This window comes from Streptomyces sp. MBT53, assembly GCF_016654115.1.
GTDB lineage: Bacteria > Actinomycetota > Actinomycetes > Streptomycetales > Streptomycetaceae > Streptomyces.
The window spans coordinates 54,126-73,164 of record NZ_JAEQAZ010000063.1 but is presented as its reverse complement, the minus strand read 5'-3'; the positions used below and the strand labels follow the sequence as shown (position 1 = coordinate 73,164).

Sequence of the window (19,039 nt, the reverse complement as noted above, 5' to 3'; positions counted from 1 at the left end):
TAAGCCATTTCGGCTTTTATGACAGTGAACTTAGTCGTGTGGGGTGAGCACGATGGAGGTGTTGTATGGCCGTACGGGCTGGAGAGGACGGGGCGGTGCCGTACGTCGATGTGTCGTGCGGAGATGCCGCGGGCACGCGCCGGCGGCATCTCCTGCTGAACTGTGCGACGGCCAGCTTCGAGGAGGCGGTTCCGGTACGGCCGTCATCCGACATCACCCTTTCGCTTTCAGTGGCGCTCACCAGTCTGGAGATCAGATCCCATCGGGGCGGGATTACCGCGTTCAGGGCGCGCAGGGCGGCACTGTATTGGTGACGGTCGAACTGGAAATGCAGGATCTACGTCACTGGCATGGCGGTTGATAGGGGCGGTCCGGCAGGTACTTCTTCCAGTCCTGCTCGGAGATGGGGTCGCCCACCGCGTTGCAGAGGTCCGTGATGACGTGTTGGGGATCGGCATCCCACAGGTCGACGCCCGCGGAGGCGCGGACCACAGCGAGGATCTTGCTGTCGGGGGTGAAGGCCAGTGAGTAGAAGGCTGATGCGGTCGGCATATAGAACTGCCGTGTGGGTGAGGTCGAGTCGCTCACGTCCCAGACCTCGGGGCGGGACGGGTTGTCCCCGTTGTCCTCGTTGTACGCGATCAGGGCGATGCGGGTCCCGTCGGGGCTGAACGCCAGTGCGCCGCCGAGGCTGCCGATGGACACCTTGACGGGGGAACCGACGAGGTGGTCACGGCGGACGTCCCACAGCCGGAGCGTTCCGGTGTCGTCGTAGAGCGCGAAGAGCTTTCCGTCCGGCCGGAACGCGAAATGAGCGAAGTCGGTGCCGGTGGGCAGGCGCACCGACCACGACGCGGACGGGTGCGCGGGATCGGTGACGTTCCAGCTGCGCACCAGCGGGCCCGCGGTCGGGCGGTCCGCCTTCTTTTTGCCCTGGGCGGACTCGTTCATGACGAGCGATCTGCCGTCCGGGGTGAAGCCGAGTCCGTATCCGGTCGTCTCGATCGTGGAGATGTGCCGCGGATGCCGGGGGTCGGCGATGTTGTAGAGCCGGACGACCTGGGGCTTGCGGTTGCTGGCCACGATGCCGTTGTAGTCGGAGACGGCCAGGAGGGGCTTGGTCGGGCTGAAGGCGAGTGCTCCCACACCGTTGTTCACGTTGATCATGCTCAGCTTCTGTTTCGGGCTGGCTGTGCTGCGCAGAAAGAGATTGGCGTATGTCTGCTTGCCCTGCTTGTAGACCTCGGTGTCGGCGAGGAGTTTGCCGTCAGGGCTGAGAGCGATGTCCTGTCCCGAGAACATGTCGGGAGCGTGCGTCGAGACCAACGCGTTGGACTGCAGATGCCGGAGATTGAGATCCCGCAGCCAGTTCGTGCCCACACCCTGGAAGGCGAGAAGCAGCTTCTTCCCGGACATCGCGAGGGCGAGCTGACTCCCGGTGCCGGGCGTCGGCGGTATGAATCCCAACGCCCCCGGCTGGGCGCCGTTGGAGAGGTCCCAGACCTGGACGCCGCGGTCGGTGGCCTGGACCAGCTGTTCGGCGTTGCCGGGGGCGAACAGGGCCACACCGCCGTTCGAGCCGTAGACGGTGTTCGACGCACCCGGCAGGACCGCGTCGGTTCCGTAGGTGTAGATCCAGACCTTCCAGCTGCCGCCGCAGCTCGCGACGATCCGTTTGCTCTTCGAGGCGAACGCCATCGACGTCACACTGTCGAAGCATCTGCTCGAGCCGGACGACACGCCCTTGTCCGCCGACACGACCTGCCGGGGAGAGCGCGGGTCGTCGAGCGTCCACAGCGCCAGGTCGTCACTGAACGCGAGGGCGTCCGTCTTCTTCGGTTCCTCGGCCGGCGCCGCCAGCAGCCCGCCCGAACTGTCGAAGGCGATCCGGTGCAAGGGCCGCATGTGCCCGTCGGAGTAGGACGACGTGTACGGCGCCGCGTGCAGCGTGGCGACGGGCTCGGTGCCGGTCTCCTTCCACAGCTGTACCCGCCCGTCCACGCTCGCGCTCGCGAGCAGACCGCGCTTGGGGGAAACGGCCAGGGAGTCGACCTGCTTGCCGTTGCCCCGGAGTGGGGACAGGGCGTGCGGTGCCGCCGGATCGCCGGTGTCCCAGCGGCGGATCTCGCCCGCCGAGGTACCGGCGAAGAGAGTGTTCCCGTCTGTGCCGAAGACCAGCGCGGTGACGGCGTCCGATGTCTTGGGCGCGGCCAGCTTCCGCGGTCGGCCGGGGTCAGAGATGTCCCACAACCGCACGGTCGCCGAGGCGGAGCCGTCGCTGTCGTAGGTGGCCGCGGCGAGCACAGTACCGTCGGCGGCCACCGCGATCGGGCCGGACAGGATCCCGCCGATCCGCCCGTCGCGATTCCCGGTGCGAAGGACGATCGAGTCGCCGGTGGAGATGGCGAGCACCTGACCGTTCGCGCTGTAGGAGAGGTCGTAGGCCGGTTCGTCGCCGTTGATCACACCTGGAGTGCGCTGGCTGTTGAGGAGGGCGCTGCGGCCAGCTTTGTGGTCGATCCGGTACGAGAGCAGGCTGAGCTGCTTGGCCAGCCCGGGGTGGAGTTCACGCTGGCCCTCGGCCTCGGCGGCCAGATACCGGGCGAGGTCGCGCTGTTGTGCTTGGTCGGCCCGCCGCCAGTAGATCCCCGCGCCGACCAGACCGGTCGTCGCCAGCAGGGCCAGGACGACGAAGAAGGTGAACGCAGCACGGCGGCGGCGGCCCTCCCGAGTGTGCTGGCGCCAGGAGCTCTCCATGAACTCGGCGGACACCGAGCTGAGAGGTGGGGCGCCCGGGGCAGCCGTGCGTTCCCGCATCGCGACGAGCCGGTTCCCCCGGTACAAGAGGGAGGAGTCCCGTTCGGACTGCTCCCAGCCCGCCGCGTCGGAGGCGAGTTGCTGACGGGCGCGCAGCAGGTCGCGATCCTCGTCGACCCACTGCTCCAGCTGGGGCCAGGCGCGCAACAGCGCTTCGTGGCTGATCCGGACCGTGTCCCGGTCGAGGGTGAGCAGGCGAGCGTCGGCGAACCGTTTGATCGCGTCCCGTGCGACCGCGTCGTCGGACACCCCGTGCAGGAGTACGGGCCACTCGACGGGCTGCGCGGTGTCGGCGGCGTCCTCGCCCACCCGGACCAGCCGGGGCAGCATGAGGCGCACGGCCTCCTGGCCTTCCGCGTCGAGTCGGCCGTAGACCTTCTCCGCGGTGGTCGCGACGGCCTTCGTGATGCCGCCGGTGGCGAGGTAACCGGAGACAGTGAGACGTAGGCCCTCGCGCTCCCTCCACGTCTCCTGCAGCACGTGGGACAGGAGGGGCAGCGCCTCCGCGGGGGACCGTCCGCCGGTCGCGCTGCCCAGCTCCTTCAGGATGAGGGGGGCGAGCTCGTCGTCGAGTTCCAACTGCGCGGTGGCCGCCGGTTCCTCGATCGAGGCGTGGAGTTCGCCGATGTCCATGGGATCGACCAGCAACTGACTCTCGCTCAGGACGGTCCGCAGTTCGGGGTGTGCGACTGCCTGGGCGTAGAAGTCCGCCCGCAGTGCGAAGACCACCAGGGCCCGAGGCTCGTGGCCCTCTCCAGGCTGGGCCAGTGCGGTCACCGCCCTCAGGAACGCCGTCTGTTCCTCCGGGTCCGCACAGAGGGTGAAGAGCTCCTCCAGTTGATCGACAACCATGACCAGCCGTTGTCCCGGATGGTCCAGCAGCGGGTCCACAAGTTCGGCCGCGTGGCCGTTCGCCAGCAGCGACTCGGCGGCGTCGGACGACTCGGGCGCGAGGGCGTCGGCCAGATTCCGGAGCGGGTTCTTGCCGGGGGCCAGACGCCGGCTGGGCCAGCCGGTCGCCCCGGGCAGGCCGGGTAATCCGTGGGTGCGCAGTCCGGCCAGCAGACCGGCATTGAGCAGGGAGGTCTTTCCGGAGCCGGACGCCCCGACGAGAATCAGGGGGCCAGGTCCGCCGAAGGCCGCCGCCGTCGCCTCCACAAGGCGCTCGGTCATCGCTGTCCGCCCGGCGAAGACATCGGCCCGGTCCACCGTGAAGGGGCCAAGCCCCGGGTAGGGGCAGACGCTGTCAGCGGGCGGCTGCCGTTCCGGTGTCAAGGCGCGGGTCCGAAAAGCCGGGTTCGGCGCGATGACGAGGTTGCCGGAGAGATCTCCGTTCACCCGCCGGGGCACGGGTTGCTGTCTGTCCCGCAGCCTCCTGTCCAAGGCGTAGTAGGCCGCGTCCAGGGTCAGCGACTGCTGCCCCTCGGCGTCGCCGGTCTCCAACAGCTCCAGGAACGCTCCGGTGAACGTGGTGTGTTCGGCGTCCTCCGGAGCGCGGGCCAGTAGCTCCGCGGACCCGAGGAGATACATCCCGTTCCCGGGGGCCGCGTTGAAAGCGGTGACCAATGAGGTGCCGCCGAGCGACGCGCGCCCGGAGAAACAGCAGTCCAGTACGACGACCTTGGACGCCGCCCGGCTCGCCAGCACCGCCTCCCGCAAGGCGGCGAAGGAGTACGCCTGGTGCTCGGCCATCCCGGGAGTGAGCTCCGCAGTGTTGCCGGCGGCCAGGTACAGATCCCCGCCCGGGGTGAGCAGACCGTGCCCGATGAAGTAGACCAGCAAAACGGTGTCGGCGCGCTTCGTCGCCCTGGCCACGGCGAGGGCCATGCTCTGGGCGTCGGCCGGGTCGAGCACCGCTGTCACCTGCTCCGGGCGCACCCCGCACCGCTCGATCAGAGCAGTCCGCAGATCTCTGAGGCTGTCGGCGACCGAGGGTACCGAGGGCAGTCCGCCGTCCTGGTGCGTCGCGGTGGCGATCAGCAGAACCTGTACGCCCGCGCCGTCCAGATCGGTCATCGGTCCTCTCGGCGCTCGGGCGGGGCGATCCGCAAGGTCGCGTCTCCTTGCTGGTCCTGCGCGCCGAGCAGGGCCGCGACGTCGGCCACCTGCTGGCGTAGGGCTGCCGCGTCGAGATCGGCCACGTTCTTGGAGGAGACTTCCAGCGAACGGCGGTCCGGGAGCGTCACCTTGATGCGTATCTCACTGCGCCGCGTACGCAGCCAGGCGATGACGGTCGTGGCCAGAGCGGTCGCTGCGGCACCGGGACCGAGCGCCACCGTCAGCGCCTCCAGCAAAGGACCGAGCGTGCCCTTCCCGGGTGGGCTCTCCTTGCACCCGACTCGGCCTCTCAACTCGTCCACATCCGACAACCACGCGTGCAGCGAACGAAGTTCGTCGGCCGCCTCTGGGCCATTGGTGTTCAGCGTCACTTCTCGCAAGCCCCCGTTGCCACCGCGTCTAACCCGTTGCCTTCACGGCTGCAATGAGATTAGCGGCAGCTGCTGGGACTGACCAGGGCCCCTGTTCTCCGCGGGACAAACGTGACTCCACCCCGCAGCGGTGATGCAGGACAAGAACAGGGAAAGTGGAGTGCCTTGGCCGTGGAACGGGGGGTGTTCACCGTGCGACGGCGCCGAATTGGGTCGCTCGTACGTTCAACTTGCCTGTGCTGTGGGAACGTTGACCACATGAGTGACCTTGGCGCAAGGTCTTGGCGGTCGGTGGCGTGGCGGGTGGGGGTCCCTGTCCTGGTCTTCGCGGCCAGTACGACCGTGGTGATGACCCTCAGGTTCTCTTGGACCCCGCGAGCGGACAGCGACCGGTGGGCCGTGGCGATGGTCGTTGCCGTGTTCCTCAGCGGTTTGGCGGTCAGCGCCTTCGAGTGGGCGCGCAGCAGCGGCAGCACGCCCGGCATCGGGACCGGCCCGGCCTCGGCCGACAGGCAGGAGGTCACCGCGGGCCCAGACAGCGAGAACATCGTGGCCCGTGGGGACATCGGCGTCGCCGGGACGGGCACGCCGGGGCCGGCCGGGCGAAGCAGGCCGGCGGTGCCGCTCGATCAGCGCGTGAAGTCGGGCCGCCGCAGCCGCAACATCGTGGCCGGCGGAAATGTCGCACTCCCGCCCAAGGAGAGGGAGTAGTGGCCGGTGGGTGACGGGGACCGCCGCGAGGTGCGTCAGCAGGTCCGCTCCGGCAAGGAGAGTGTCAACATCCTGGCTGCGGGGGACATGGGCGACGTCCATGTGGCGAACATCCACTTGAGGGCGAAATGGGCCGGTGGCATCGCGGCGGCCATGGTCGTCGCCTTCGGCATGGTCTATTACCTCGTCGGCGACCCGGACGTCAGGGACGCGGTCGCGAGTGGCCCGCCGCTGCGTGTTGCGGTCCAGACCAAAGACAGCGTCGTGAACCACAACGGGGCGTGGCTCTTCCCGGGAAGGCTGCTGAACACCGGACAGACGCTCCACACCGACCAGATGACCGCGGTCATGTCGAAACGGCCCGACAAGGTGGACACCTACGAGACATCGACGCTGGTGACCCTGGAGGGCAACCGCAGCCACACCGTCGACATCACGGATATGCACATCAAGGTCCGCAGCGAGACCACCCCGGCCCCGGGCGGGACCCTGCTCGTCTATCCGTCCCAGGGCGAGGACACCAACATCAAGATCGGGTTCAACCTCGACGAACCGGTCCCCGTCCCCCGCAACGCCGATCCCGAGGGGAAGGCGTACGGCGGACGCTACTTCGACGACCACTCGGTCTCCGTCAAGCAGGGGGAGATCGTGAACTTCGGCTTCTCCTTCCAGACCGTCAAGTGGGACGTCACCTACGACCTCGTACTCGACGAGGTCATCGACGGCAAACACACCACGCAGACGGTGACCGACGGATCCCGGCCGTTCCACACCCGGGGATTCGCCTCGGCCTACGACCAGGCGGTCGCCCCGGACACTCAGGACGGCTCCTTCGCCGTCACCGACCGCGCGAAGGCGATGGACGCGATGTGCGGCACGCCGTGCACGGTCCAGCTGGTCCAGGGCACCGCGGTCACGGCGGAGTAGGCGGGAAGCGCGTGCAGCAGGCCAGGATGAGCACGAACCGCAGGATGACGCTGGTGCTGGTCGTCGCGATGATCGTGGCCGGACTCGCCGGGTACCTGGTGCGACAGTGGGATGCCGCGCCTCCCGAGTCCGCCGCCCCGCACGCCGACGCGACCTCCCGCGCCCCGGCGAAGGCCACCGCCGTGCCGAGCCCCAGCCCGACCGGCGACAAGCCGTCCGCCTGGTGCGCCGCCGCACCGAACGTGGTCACCGTCCCGCCGCCGAAGGTCGAGCTCCTGTTCTCCACCGCCAAGTGGCGCACCTGCACCACCAAGGTCACGCGCAAGGGAACTGGAAAGGGAGGCGTCCAGTACTCGGTCGACACGACCCTGCCGGTCTTCTGGTCGGCCAACCCGGCCGTCGACGCGCTCAACTCGGAGATCAGGATTCGCATCGACGACACCGTCAAGGACTTCCTCGCCGCTACCGACGAGAGCACGTCCGACATGGCTCAAAGCACGGCCTTCACCCTCTCCGAGCTGCCCAGGATCAACCAGGTCGGCAGACTGGCCGTGATCCAGTTCACCGGCCAGGAATACGTCGGCGGCTCCCACGACGGGGTGCTCGACGACTGGATCAACATCGACACGGGCACCTGGAAGATCCTGGACAAGGACCAGATCCTCCTTCCCGTCGCCCGGCAGACCGCCGGTGCCACCAGGCTGGCGAGGCTGATCGCCCCGAAGATCAGAGGTATGAACGGCGGCTCCTGCACCACAGACGCGGAAACCCTCCTCACCGACGGCTATCAGAAGCACATGGAGATGGGCCTGCAGTTCGGCGGCGAACTCGTCGTCGACTTTCCCCCCTATTTCCTCTTCGCCTACAGCTGCGGCATCGGCTCCGCCACGCTCGATCTCCGCGATCTCAGCGGCCTGATCAATCCGGACACGACCGCGCTGGCCACGGCGACCGTCGCACCCGAGGTGGCCCCGTCACCCTTCACCGGCTGAACCGAAGGCGCTGGGGTCCTGCTTGAACCGCGAGAGCGGATTGCTCACCGTGCCGCCCGGCAGACCCGTCGACACCAACAGGCTCATCGACATCCAACCCAGTCGATCCAGGCCAGCGGGCTGCACACGACTGACTTCACCGTCAAAGGACAACTGGTCCATTGGGGCCTGCAGCAACCGGATCCAGCCATCCCCAAGGGCTGCGTCGAGCGCACCGCTCGTCGCCCCGACCCCGGCCGCGTAAGGTCAACTTCCCCACGCGCCTGGCAAGTTTCGGCAAGTTCCTAGCTCCACGGCACACACAGGCAAGCTCTGGCAAAGAGATCGAAGGCGGAGGACATAGAGCGCCCCAGTCAGATGGACATCTCCGACCGCCAGTCGGTAGCGGAGATCCCCCTCGTGCGTCGCGCAGTACTTCCTGGAGGTGAAGAAGGTTGACGAGGACCCCGACGTTTGAGGAGCTGTTCCGCGACTGCCAGCGGACGGCTGTCCACCTGGAGATGCGCGACGCCTACATGAAGTCGGACCCGGCCTTCATCGACTGGAAGGCCGGCATCGCACTCGACCCGGCCGAGCGCTGGGGCAACTGGCACGCCATCGTCACGGAAGCGACCTCGCGAGGCGTCCAGGTCCGCCGGGCCCGCGTCGTCTCGACTCCCGTCAGCGAGTACATCCGCTTCGAGTACGACGTGACAGACGGACTCAACATCGCCGCCGGCGAAGACGTCCGCTGGCTCTCCCGGCGAAGCGCCACGGACCTCGCGCTCCCGGGCAACGACTTCTGGCTCTTCGACTCCAGCCTCGTCCTCGTCAACCACTTCGACGGCGAAGGCGAACACATGGAAGTGGAACTCACCGACGACCCAGCGGTCGCGAAACTCTGCGAGTCAGCCTTCGAGGCCGTATGGGCGCGGGCAACACCCCATGCAGAGTTCCAGTTGGCCTGACAGCACCAACGACGCCTGCAGCGCCGCCGATCACGTCCGTGCCGACGGCTCAGGGGCCAGGAGGTCCAGCGCCTCCTCCCATTGGAAGCGGTCGGCGCCACCGCCCGCTTTGGGCTTGTGCGGTTCGTACGAACCGATCACCACTCCCATCCCCCGCAGCCGTGCCAGGCTCTGCTCGTAGGCGGGGTGGGCGGCCTGTGCCGCGTTCAGGTACGGCAGTACGGCGGTGGGGATACCCATGCCGTACGCCTCGCACAGGATGCCCAGGGCGAGAGTGTCGGAGATCCCGGCGGCCCATTTGTTGACCGTGTTGAAGGTGGCCGGCGCGACGACGATGGCGTCCGCAGGCGGCAGGGGGCGGGCTTCGCCGGGCGTGCGCCAGGCGGAGCGGATGGGATAGCCGGTCTGGGTCTCGATCGCCTCGGTGTCCAGGAAGCCCAAGCCCTGCGGGGTGGCGACGACACCGACGTCCCAATGCCGTTCCTGCGCTGCGGTGATCAGCTTGCCGACATCGCCGGCGATACCGCATGCGCACACGACGACGTACAGGAAGGGCTTCTTGTCCGGGGCGTTCGGCTCGGTCACGCGGGGACTCCCAGTTGGCGGCTGAAGTGGTGCAGTTCGGGCAGCGTACGACGGCGGTCGCGGGCGGCCATGTCGGCGACCAGGTCGCGCACGGCGGGGCGGCGGACGTCCTGGGCGGCGCAGGTCTCGGCGATCCGCAGTGCCTGGTAGCCGTCGGAGAGACGACCCTGCTGGCTGTAGGCGCGGGCCGTTTCCACCCACAGGGCCGCCCGGCGCTCGGGGACGGGGATGTGCCGACGCATCAGGGGCCTGGCCGCTTGCAGGGCGAGGCCCGCGTCGCCGAAAGCCACCAGGGAGCTGAGCTCGTGGAGAGCGACGTTGGTGGGGCTGAAGTTGGCCCAGGCATCGGGACGGTCGAGGGAGACGTACCGGGCCACTTCTTTGGCCTCGGCGAGAAACTCCTCGGTTGCCGCGCGGTCGCCTCCGCCGCTGGCCGCGGTCACCCCGCGCAGCAACAGCAGCCCGACTGCGGCAAGGTATTTCGGGGAGCGACGGTCGTAGGAGCCGACGAGTTGGTCGGCCGTGTGCCGGACGAGGGTGACGGCCTGGGCGGCGTGCTTCTCGCGGGCCAGGACGTGGGCCTGCACGCGGACACTGGAGGCGAGGACCACCGGGTCGCCGGAGCGTTCGGCCTCGGCCATCGCGCGGCCGACCGCCAGCCAGGCGTTGCCCTGGTCGTGCTGTTTGAGCAACAGGCTGGTCGAGGTCTGGTACGCGGTGGCCAGAAGCGCGGACAACGTGTCGCTGTCCGTCGCGCCGCTGGAGGCGAGCCGCAGGTTGGCGATCAGCCCGGGCAGGGTGCGTTCGAGTTCCGTGTAGTCGCACGTGTAGAAGAGCCTGCGGACCGCGCCGACCTGCTCGCGGAGGACTGCCGTGGCCAAGGGGGCGCCGGTGCTCGCCGGGTACAGACCCGGCAGGAGCGCTTGTACGAGGTCGTCGTGGGCGGCGGCCGAAGTGGCCGGGGTCGCGAGTGCGGCGATGCTCGCGACAAGGAAAGTGCGGCGGTGCATGTCTTCGGTTTCGGGGTCGGCGGTAGAGGGATCAGGGGCCGCAGCAAGACCCAACTGCTGGGGCGGAATCTTGAGTTCCTGAGCAACAGCGCGCAGGACGCGGATGTCCTCCGTGCCGCGTCCGCTCTCCAGGCGGCTCACCTTGGACTGGTGGTAGCCCAGCACGGCGGCGACGTCCTTCTGCGAGCGCCGCTGTAACACCCGTGCCTGACGGATCACTTCGCCGATCCGTCTCGCTTCGCCATGTCCTTCGGGCATCTGCCACGGCCCCTTCCGCCGTCGCCGATCCTGCCTGCCCAACCGAGCGTAGATCAGGCGCACTTCACCGTCATGCAGCTCCTGCATAACCGATGCAGCGCCAGCACCTGGGCTAACCACCCACCGCCACGGGCTGGTTGCGTGATGTGGCCGCACCTACCCCGGGAGGCCGCTCATGGCAGCGCACCAGCTCACCCTGTCCGTACCCACCACACCAACCGCGGTCACCGCCGTCCGGCACCAGGCGATGAACGCGATAACAGGCTGGGAGGCGGAGCTGGACGACGAGCTGATGCACACCGTCGAGCTGCTGATCAGTGAGCTGGTCACCAACGCGGTCCGCCACGCCGGTCCCGGCCAGATCTCGATGACCGTGCGGCTCGTAGAAACCGTCCTGCGCGTCGAGGTCCGCGACTCCAGCACCGCGCTGCCCCAGCTCAGTTTCCCGGACGAGTGCAGCGAGAACGGCCGGGGTCTGTTCCTGATCGCAGCTCTGGCCGACCGGTACGGCGCCGAGCCGACGCCAGCGGGCAAGCGGTGCTGGGCCGAGATCGACCTGTCCACCGGCTCGAACCAGAAAGACGCCATCTCCCTTCCCTTGCAGAGGAGTTGACCGTGACAACCACCGCCTCCACCCCGACCCGGGCCGCAGAGGTGATCGCTGTACGCCCCGGACCTCCGCTCGGCGGCACCGTCACCGTCGACGGCTCCAAGAACGCCGCCCTGCCGTTGCTGGCCACCGCGGCAGCGCTCGGTCGCCCGGTGCGGCTGACCAACGTCCCGGCCAACACAGACGTGCAGATCATGCTCGCGCTGCTGCATCAGGCAGGTTGGCACGTAGCGCAGCCTGTAGGGGAGCCGACCTCTGCAGTGATCCTGCCGACCGAGAGCCGACGTACGCACGCCGAGCTTCCCCAAGCCGCCCACATCCGTGCCTCCTACTACCTGGTGCCCGCCCTACTGGCCCGCCACGGGGAGGCCCGGCTGCCGTGGCCGGGAGGCTGTCGAATCGGCGCACGTGGAATGGAACTGCACTTCACGGCGTACGAGGCGTTCGGCGACCACACAGCAGTCGACGACTCCGGCTACCGCGTCGAAGCTGTCACGTCGCGCACCGGCACCGTCTCGCTGGTGTTGCCGTTCCGTTCACGCGGGGCGACCGTGGCCGCCGTACTCCGGGCAGTCACGACCAGCCGCCCGTTACGGCTGGGCGAGCCCAACCTCTCCCCGGAGGTCCTGTGCGTGCTCGACGCCCTGGAGACGGTGGGCTGGGAGACCCGGACGAGCGAGCACCTTCTCACCCTCACGCCACCGTCCTCAGCCCTGATCGACGGCATCGCCTGGGAAGTTCCCGGCGACAAGATCGAGGCAGGCACACTGGCGTGCGCGATCGCGGCAACCCGCGGTACGGCCCACATCGAGGGCGTGCACGGCAGGGACGTAAACCCGCTCATCGCTGCCCTTCGACGGCTGGGCATCCCTGCTGGCGCCGACGCCGGCATTCTCTCCGTCCGTGCCCGAGACGCGCGACCGACGAGTCGTGGTCTGCGGGCCATCGCGTCCCTCAGCCCCGGCGGGCTGGACGCCGACTTCGAACCGCCCCTGATGGCACTCGCCCTCAGCCTTCCCGGCACCCACCTGTTCGCCGACGCCATAAACCCCGGCCGCCACAGCAACCTGCTGCCCCAACTGGCCCGCCTCGGAGCCGACTTCGAGGAGCTCTCCCCCACCGAGTGCCGCCTGACCGGACCCCAAGAGCTCACTGGGACAGGCGTGGAGGCCACCGATATCCGTACCGGCTCCGCTCTCATGGTCGCCGGCCTCACCGCCCAAGGGGTCACCACCGTCGGCGGCCTCGACCAGCTCCGCCGCGGTCACGCCGACCTTCCCGGCAAGCTGCGCGCCCTCGGTGCCGACATCTGCGAGGTCACCCCATGACCCGTCATCGCACCGTGCGGCAGATCGTGGCCACCACGGACGTGCACTCCTCCTTCGCCAACACCGCCCCCTTCCTGACTCACCTCCATGCCCTTCGCCCCACGTCACTCGTCGTGGACTGCGGAGACTTCTTCGAGGGCAGCGGCTACTACCGCCTCGCCCACGGCACCGTCGAACGCGACATCCTGCTCAAGCTCTACGACGTACTCGCGCCCGGCAACCACGGCTGGCCCCACCACTTCGAACCCGACCTGCACCGACTCACCGTCTGCGCCAACGCCGTCGACACCACCGGTCAAGGGCTCTTCCGCCGCCTGCACACCACCCGCATCGCAGGGCGACGGGTCGCGATCACGGCCGTGATCGGGCAGCAGGCGTTCAACGCCATCCCTGCCGAGCATCGAGCCGATCACCGCGTGACCGACCCCGTCCGAGCTCTGCGCGAGGTGATGCTCGCCCACCACCACGAGGTCGACGACTGGATCCTGCTCAGCCACTCCGGCTTCGACGAGGACCTCAAGCTGGCAGCCGCCTGCCCCTTCCTCGACGTGGTCTTCGCCGGGCACTGCCACAGCAATCAGTACGGTCCTGTCCGCGTCGGCGACACCTTCATCGTCAAGGGCCGCGAACTCGCCGACGGGTACGCCATCGCCACACCCGTCGGACAAGGCTGGGGCGCCGGCACCACTCGCTTCCCGGACCGAGTTCCGGCCCGTGTCCCGGCCGAACTCGCGGCGCTGGAAGCAAATATCGGCGGACTCAGGCAGCAACTGACCGCCGTCCTCGGCCCCGTGACCAAGGCATATCGGCACCGGACTCCCGATCGCCACGGCCTGCTCGTCGACCTCGCAGCACGCCTGCGCACAGGACTCGGCATCGACGCGGTCATCCTCAACGAAACGGTGCTGCGTCCAGCCCCGCTCGGCGACACCCTCACCCTGGGCGACCTGCTCGCTATCGAGCCCTTCGACAACCAACTGGTCCACGTGAACATCCCGGAGGACTTCCGCAAGAACCTTGATGGCCTGCTGGCCCACCTCACCGAACAGGCTGGCCCGCTCGTCACCGCACCGGATCCCCTGCCGGACGGCATCACCACCGTATTGACCACCGACTACCTCGCCGGCACCTGCCTCGCAGGCCGCGCCCACGCCGCAGGGCTGCTGCTCAGCCAAGCCGTCAAGCACGTCCTCACCGCGCCGGCCCAGGGAGCCACTCGATGATTCTCACAGGCCCCGAGATCACCGCAGCCGCCCAGGACGGCCGCCTTCGCATCACCCCCTTCGCCCCCGACCAGGTCAACCCGAACAGCTACAACGTCCGCCTCGGCCCCACTCTGCTCACCTACACCGCCGACGTCCTGGACGCCCATCAGCCCAACCCCACCCGCGAGTTCACGATCGGCCCGGACGGATACGTCCTCCAGCCCGGCGAGTTGTACCTGGGTCACACCCTCGAAGAGGTCGGCTCCGACACGATCGTCCCGCTGCTCTTTGGCCGTTCCTCGGTCGGACGACTCGGCCTGTTCGTCGAGATCACCGCCCCCATCGGAGACATCGGCTTCCACGGCCAGTGGACCCTGATGCTCACACCGATCCGCCCCCTGCGCATCTACACGGGCATGAGGATCGGACAGATCATGTTCTTCGCCTCCGTCGGCCCGATCGCCCTGTACCGCGGCAAGTACCAGGCGGCGGCCGGGCCACAGCCCTCCGGCTACTGGCGCGACGTGACAAAACTTCGGACGGTGGCCTCGTGATCCTCACCGGACCCGGCATCGCCGCCGCCCGAGCCGCAGGTGAGATCACCATCGAGCCGTACGAACCGGCCCGCCTCTCCCCCAACGCCTACGACTGGTGCCTCGGCGACACCCTGCGCATCTGCGACACCGACCTGGACGCCGCGGCTCCAACCCCGTACGCCGAGACCACCATCCCCGCATCCGGAATGGTCCTGCAGCCCGGGGTGCTCTACCTCGGCGTCACGCACGAACGAACCGGATCAGAGACGTACGCCCAGTTCCTCAACGGCGACCGCACCATCGGCGCGCTCGGCATCTGGGTCCATGTCTCCGCCCCACTCGGTCACCAAGGCCACGCCATCCACTGGACCTTGGAGATCCGGGCCGCCAGACCCGTCCGGGTCCATCCCCGGATGACCTTCGGCAAGCTCGTCTTCCTCCACTGCCTCGGCACCCCGGCCAGCTACCAACTGCACGGCCTCAAATACACCGCGACCGCAGGCATCGACATCTCCCGCCTCTACGAAGAACTCGCCGGAGGTACAACATGAGCCCGTTGGTCGCGACCGCCCTCGACCTGCCCTTCGGTAGCGCCGGCGGAAGCGTCGAGCTCTTCCTCGACCTCTGTACCGGCCTCCCTGCCCGCGCTTTCATGCTCGCCCCGCGGCCTCGTCCACCACGTCTGCCTGCGGGACTGGAGTTGCTGGACGTGCCGGGCAAGTGCCTGTCCGGGCCGCCGTTCGCCCTGTACGTCAACGCACTGCGCAGGGCTTTGTCCCAGCTCATCGATCCGGCGGACATCGATGTGCTCCACCTCCAGCACCTCACCTTCGGCGGCACACCGGCCCTGATCCGCGCGCTGCCCACCCGCCCACGCATCGCACTCGTCCACGGCACCGACCTGCTCTTCGCCGAAGCCCGCAACGACCAACTTCGAGTCCTGCGAGAGAGCACCCGCGCCGCCGACGCCATCGTCGTCCCCACCGGCGCCATGGCTGATCGACTGCTGAAGCTCGTACCGACCACCAATCGCCGGAAGATCACGAACATTCCGTGGGGCGTCCCTGACCACCTGCTGACCAACCCGCCACCCCGTCCCGGGCGACGTCCAGCCGGACATTTACGGCTGCTCTACGCCGGACGCCTCACCTCCGAAAAGGGCATGGAGACCCTCCTGCGCGCGTTGCCCGCGATCGAGGCAGTCGAACTGAGCATCGCCGCACCGCCCCACCAGTTCCGCACCTTGACCCCGCTCCTGCGTCTGCTCAAGGTCCACGTCCGATATCTCGGCTGGCTGAACCGCCCACAGCTGTGGAACGCCTTCGCCGACCACGACGCCCTAGTCATGCCGTCGACCACGCTCGAAGCCATGGGGCTCGTCGCCCTCGAAGCCCAAGCCTGCGGACTGCCGGTCATCTACCAGCCCGTCCCCGGACTGAGCGACGTCCTTGCCGTGAGTGGCCACAGCACCGACTTCACCAACCCGGCGGTCCTCGCTCATGACCTCACCCGACTGCGCACCACACCTGGCCTGCTCCCGGCACTCCAGGCCGCAGGCCGCGCGAACGCGGCTCGCTATCCCCTCACCGCTACTGCAGCCGCCCTCACCGACCTGGGCAAACAGCTCATCTGACTTGCCCGCGCCGCAGTCAGATCCGTACCAGCGCCTCACTACGCTGACCCACGGGACATCACACGGCCCACGATCGATCGGGAGACCATGGCGCTCGACCTCGACACCGACCGCATCCACCAGCTCCTCCATGACGGGGTCCGCGACAGGGTCTACCCCGGTGCTGTCTGGGCGATGGGCAACAGCCTCGGGATCCTGGCCAGCGGCACCGCAGGCGTCCTGGATCCCGATCAGCCGGACGAACCGATGCGGCACGACACGGTCTTCGACGTCGCCAGCCTCACCAAGATTCTCGCTGTGTGGTCGACCATCGGCTGTCTCGTCGAGGACGGAAAGCTCCAACTCGACACGCCGCTGGGCGACTTCTGGTCCGAGGTGAGCGGACGTCCTTTGGGTCAGGTGACCGCACGTCACCTGCTCACCCACACCGCTGGCGCCCCCCTCCGGGCCAACCTCAGGAACCTCTACGGCACCGATCCGCAGGACGTCCGCGACGGCGTCCTGCGCGAAGCCCTTCACCGGCCGCCCGGCGAGGCCGTGGAGTACACCGACCGCGCCGCCCTCATCCTGGGCTACCTCGCCGAACACCTCTCCGGCCAGAGCCTTGACGCACTCGCAGCCGACCGCGTGTGGCAACCCCTTGGCATGGCGGAGACCCGCTTCGGGCCGTTGCCGGCTGGTGTCGCTGCCCGCTGTGCACCAACCGAGCTCGACGACAACACGAAAACCCATCTCAAGGGGTCTGCACACGACTTCTCCGCGCGCTTGCTGGGCGGAGTGTGCGGCATCGCGGGCGCGTTCTCCGTCCTCGACAACCTTGCCGCGTTCTTGCGCTACCTCTTGGCCCCGGCCCGAGTGAGCCAGTCACCCGGATTCGGGCCCGACTGGGTCAAGGAATCCCTGCGGCTCCACACAGGCGAACTCACCCCGCCCCGTGGCCTGTTCTGGCACCCGGCCCCGGGCACCACACCCAAGACCGACGACGTCTGGGTCCACTACGGCTTCACGGGCACGGGCATGTGGATCTCTCCTGACAAGGACCGTTGGGCGGCTCTACTCACCAACAAGCTCTACTTCACCCGTGACCGCGAGCCACTCACACAGGTGCGGAATGCATTCCGCTCACACGTCTTCACCTGAGCCGGGCCCGTTGATGGAGCTCCTTCGGCGAGTGGAACTGAAGACGAGCATGTGGCTCTCGGTTGTACGCTCCTCTGCGCCTGTCCGATCGGAGGACGATGAGTACTGCCAGCAGGTTCGAACGCACAGCAAGCCCTGCAGTTCAACGAGGACATGACGTTCAGCGACGAGGAACTGGACCGAATGCTGCCCGCCTCGCTACGAGCAGCCCAGTAGGGCCGTTCTCACTCATACAGAGTCGCCCCGAAGTGGCCGTTCCAGCGACTGATGCTCAAAATCCCCTGGGTCACATCGCGCTGAGATGGTGATCCGGTCGACCATGATGACGCTGCCGTCGCCGTGAGACCAGCTCCACTTCGCCCGCGCTGATCGCCACACCCCATCTCCAAGTTACTTTCAGCCAAGCGTTCCGGATCATGTCCGGTCGCACGCGCTTTGGCCATGCGTACTTGCGTGCGCCCATCGTTCCCCTTCTACCGTGCAGCGTTGCCCTGCAGGGCAACGCTGCGACCAGCGGGGACCATGGGGACCATGTGGAACAGGTGCCGAAGTCGGCGGATGACGCACTGGAAGACCTTGCACGGCATTCGAACGTCGCTGTCCACTCCACCCCGGCACTAGCCGGGGACGTAGAAGCCACAGCCGCAAAAGATGACGAAGAGCGCCGGAAAAGTCCGGCGGGGAGCGGCGCGCGACCTCCCCAGGCAGTGCGCCGCCCCCGCCATCGCGCTCCGGTTACCCGGTGACTGCCGCCTTACGCCCGTCCGGAGCCGCAAGGCAAGCACGCCATGCGTATCGCCCGGCCACCTCACCGCCAGGCGAACCCGCTCCAGTAGGAGGGGTGTTCTGGAAGGGTGAGCCGCATGGACGACGGAACCCTCCCGTTTCTTCACGTCAGGCGTGAGCCCGGTGCCGTACCGCGGTGCGGCCGGTTCGGCTCCACCTTGCGTGTGAAGGGGTTCATGGTTGCCCTTCTGGTCGTTCCCTTGCTGCTGGTGTCCGGGTGCGAGAACAGCTACCGGCAGCAGTACGAGGAGGGCTACAGGGCCGGCCAGGACGAATCAACCGTGTGCGAGGAGTACGTCACACGAAGCGGAAGGGAACCGTCCCGGCACTGGATGGCAGGCTGCGCCGACGCCGCTGCGGGCCGCCCGGCCAATCCGCCGAAGTCTCGGTGAGGTGACTGGCTTCGTCGGCCTCGACGGTGTCCGAAGGACCGGGTCACTCCTTGTCGGCGAAGACGCTGGAGTCCAAGCGGCCGAGCAGGTCTGCCGGATCCCGGTACACGGCGTGAGCACCGGCGCTCTCCAGATCCGCGCGCGGGATCCCGCCCGACAGCACCGCCACCGGAACGACTCCGTCCCGGACCGCGGCCTTCATGTCCCAGACCGTGTCACCGACGAACACGGCCCGTTCGCTCGGTACATCGGCCAGCTCCCTGGCCTGCCGGACGGGGTCGGGCGCGGGTTTGCCCTCGGCGACGTCGTCCGCGCTGGTCGCCCCGAGAATGACGTCGTCCGCGTCGATGGCACGGCGTAGCGCGGAGAGTTCCGCGCCGCTCGCCGAGGTCGCCAGGACGATCGCCCAGCCCCTACCGGCCAGCGCGCGCAGCAGCTCACCCGCCGCGTCCAGCGCCGGGAGCCGCTCGAAGTACGTGGCGTACAGGGCGTGGTGGGCCGCGACGACCTGCGCGTCCTCATCGGGATCGCGGTCGTCGCCGGCGCCGTCGCCGTCGCCGAGCAGGTGGTCGAGCAGGTCGCCGCCGCCGAGGCCCACAGCGCGGTGGATGTCCCGCATGGAGACGTGGCGGTCCGCCTGCCTGAACGCCTCCCACCAGGTCACGACATGCAGGTGGTTGGTGTCGACAAGCGTTCCGTCGACGTCGAAGATCGCAGCACGTTTCGCCGTCAT

General features: G+C 68.3%; 16 protein-coding genes. 11 read left to right on the top strand and 5 right to left on the bottom strand.

Annotation, left to right across the window (positions count from 1 at the left end; all coding sequences use genetic code 11):
* Positions 1–342: 342 nt before the first annotated feature.
* Both JHN45_RS23560 and JHN45_RS23555 read right to left on the bottom strand, forming a co-directional pair.
* Positions 343–4,833 (bottom strand): caspase family protein, encoded by a 4,491-nt coding sequence (locus tag JHN45_RS23560; protein ID WP_201050520.1) that lies wholly within the window; start codon positions 4,831–4,833, stop codon positions 343–345.
* Complete coding sequence (locus tag JHN45_RS23555) at positions 4,830–5,246, bottom strand: hypothetical protein (RefSeq protein WP_200717185.1); 417 nt, start codon at positions 5,244–5,246, stop codon at positions 4,830–4,832. The genes JHN45_RS23560 and JHN45_RS23555 overlap by 4 nt, the downstream gene beginning before the upstream one ends.
* Positions 5,247–5,549: 303 nt before the next feature.
* Between JHN45_RS23555 and JHN45_RS23550 the strand changes: the two genes are divergently transcribed.
* The 4 genes from JHN45_RS23550 (at position 5,550) to JHN45_RS23535 (ending at position 8,823) form a co-directional block, all read left to right on the top strand.
* Positions 5,550–5,957, top strand: coding sequence for a hypothetical protein (locus JHN45_RS23550; protein ID WP_201050519.1), 408 nt, complete (start codon positions 5,550–5,552; stop codon positions 5,955–5,957).
* 6 nt (positions 5,958–5,963) lie between these two features.
* Positions 5,964–6,884, top strand: coding sequence for a hypothetical protein (locus JHN45_RS23545; protein WP_201050518.1), 921 nt, complete (start codon positions 5,964–5,966; stop codon positions 6,882–6,884).
* A 26-nt stretch (positions 6,885–6,910) separates the two neighbouring features.
* Positions 6,911–7,876, top strand: coding sequence for a hypothetical protein (locus tag JHN45_RS23540; RefSeq protein ID WP_201050517.1), 966 nt, complete (start codon positions 6,911–6,913; stop codon positions 7,874–7,876).
* A gap of 434 nt (positions 7,877–8,310) precedes the next feature.
* Positions 8,311–8,823 (top strand): DUF6879 family protein, encoded by a 513-nt coding sequence (locus JHN45_RS23535; protein ID WP_200710915.1) that lies wholly within the window; start codon positions 8,311–8,313, stop codon positions 8,821–8,823.
* Positions 8,824–8,853: 30 nt separating this feature from the next.
* Here JHN45_RS23535 and JHN45_RS23530 read toward each other — a convergent pair whose 3' ends face one another.
* Complete coding sequence (locus JHN45_RS23530; RefSeq protein WP_200710916.1) at positions 8,854–9,408, bottom strand: flavoprotein; 555 nt, start codon at positions 9,406–9,408, stop codon at positions 8,854–8,856.
* Positions 9,405–10,676 carry a helix-turn-helix domain-containing protein gene (locus tag JHN45_RS23525; protein WP_201050516.1) on the bottom strand — a complete coding sequence of 424 codons (1,272 nt, stop codon included), beginning with the start codon at positions 10,674–10,676 and terminating at the stop codon, positions 9,405–9,407. The genes JHN45_RS23530 and JHN45_RS23525 overlap by 4 nt, the downstream gene beginning before the upstream one ends.
* Positions 10,677–10,851: 175 nt before the next feature.
* On the opposite strand from JHN45_RS23525, the gene JHN45_RS23520 reads away from it, so the two are divergent.
* From JHN45_RS23520 to JHN45_RS23490, 7 genes are all read left to right on the top strand, one after another.
* Positions 10,852–11,289, top strand: coding sequence for an ATP-binding protein (locus JHN45_RS23520; RefSeq protein WP_200710918.1), 438 nt, complete (start codon positions 10,852–10,854; stop codon positions 11,287–11,289).
* Between the two features lie 41 nt (positions 11,290–11,330).
* A complete protein-coding gene (locus tag JHN45_RS23515) occupies positions 11,331–12,614 on the top strand; it encodes a UDP-N-acetylglucosamine 1-carboxyvinyltransferase (protein WP_200710976.1) in 1,284 nt (427 codons plus the stop codon).
* Entirely contained in the window at positions 12,611–13,837 is a 1,227-nt protein-coding gene (locus JHN45_RS23510) for a metallophosphoesterase (protein WP_201050515.1), read from the top strand. Before JHN45_RS23515 ends, JHN45_RS23510 begins: the two co-directional genes overlap by 4 nt.
* Entirely contained in the window at positions 13,834–14,373 is a 540-nt protein-coding gene (gene dcd / locus JHN45_RS23505) for a dCTP deaminase (RefSeq protein ID WP_200710919.1), read from the top strand. The genes JHN45_RS23510 and dcd overlap by 4 nt, the downstream gene beginning before the upstream one ends.
* Positions 14,370–14,906, top strand: a complete 537-nt coding sequence (locus JHN45_RS23500) for a deoxycytidine triphosphate deaminase (RefSeq protein ID WP_201050514.1) — start codon at positions 14,370–14,372, stop codon at positions 14,904–14,906. The genes dcd and JHN45_RS23500 overlap by 4 nt, the downstream gene beginning before the upstream one ends.
* On the top strand, positions 14,903–15,988 hold the full coding sequence (locus tag JHN45_RS23495) for a glycosyltransferase family 4 protein (RefSeq protein ID WP_201050513.1): 1,086 nt from the start codon (positions 14,903–14,905) through the stop codon (positions 15,986–15,988). Before JHN45_RS23500 ends, JHN45_RS23495 begins: the two co-directional genes overlap by 4 nt.
* 87 nt (positions 15,989–16,075) lie before the next feature.
* On the top strand, positions 16,076–17,128 hold the full coding sequence (locus JHN45_RS23490; protein WP_201050512.1) for a serine hydrolase: 1,053 nt from the start codon (positions 16,076–16,078) through the stop codon (positions 17,126–17,128).
* A gap of 1,221 nt (positions 17,129–18,349) precedes the next feature.
* On the opposite strand, the gene JHN45_RS23485 is transcribed toward JHN45_RS23490, so the two are convergent.
* Complete coding sequence (locus JHN45_RS23485) at positions 18,350–19,039, bottom strand: HAD family hydrolase (protein ID WP_201050511.1); 690 nt, start codon at positions 19,037–19,039, stop codon at positions 18,350–18,352.

Excerpts from the sequence above, each read along its gene's own strand:
- JHN45_RS23560 (WP_201050520.1), bottom strand. The coding sequence starts at position 4,833 with ATGACCGATCTGGACGGCGCGGGCGTACAGGTTCTGCTGATCGCCACC.
- JHN45_RS23540 (WP_201050517.1), top strand. The coding sequence starts at position 6,911 with ATGAGCACGAACCGCAGGATGACGCTGGTGCTGGTCGTCGCGATGATC.
- JHN45_RS23525 (WP_201050516.1), bottom strand. The coding sequence starts at position 10,676 with ATGCCCGAAGGACATGGCGAAGCGAGACGGATCGGCGAAGTGATCCGT.
- JHN45_RS23520 (WP_200710918.1), top strand. The coding sequence starts at position 10,852 with ATGGCAGCGCACCAGCTCACCCTGTCCGTACCCACCACACCAACCGCG.
- JHN45_RS23510 (WP_201050515.1), top strand. The coding sequence starts at position 12,611 with ATGACCCGTCATCGCACCGTGCGGCAGATCGTGGCCACCACGGACGTG.
- dcd (WP_200710919.1), top strand. The coding sequence starts at position 13,834 with ATGATTCTCACAGGCCCCGAGATCACCGCAGCCGCCCAGGACGGCCGC.
- JHN45_RS23495 (WP_201050513.1), top strand. The coding sequence starts at position 14,903 with ATGAGCCCGTTGGTCGCGACCGCCCTCGACCTGCCCTTCGGTAGCGCC.
- JHN45_RS23490 (WP_201050512.1), top strand. The coding sequence starts at position 16,076 with ATGGCGCTCGACCTCGACACCGACCGCATCCACCAGCTCCTCCATGAC.
- JHN45_RS23485 (WP_201050511.1), bottom strand. The coding sequence starts at position 19,039 with ATGACGGCGAAACGTGCTGCGATCTTCGACGTCGACGGAACGCTTGTC.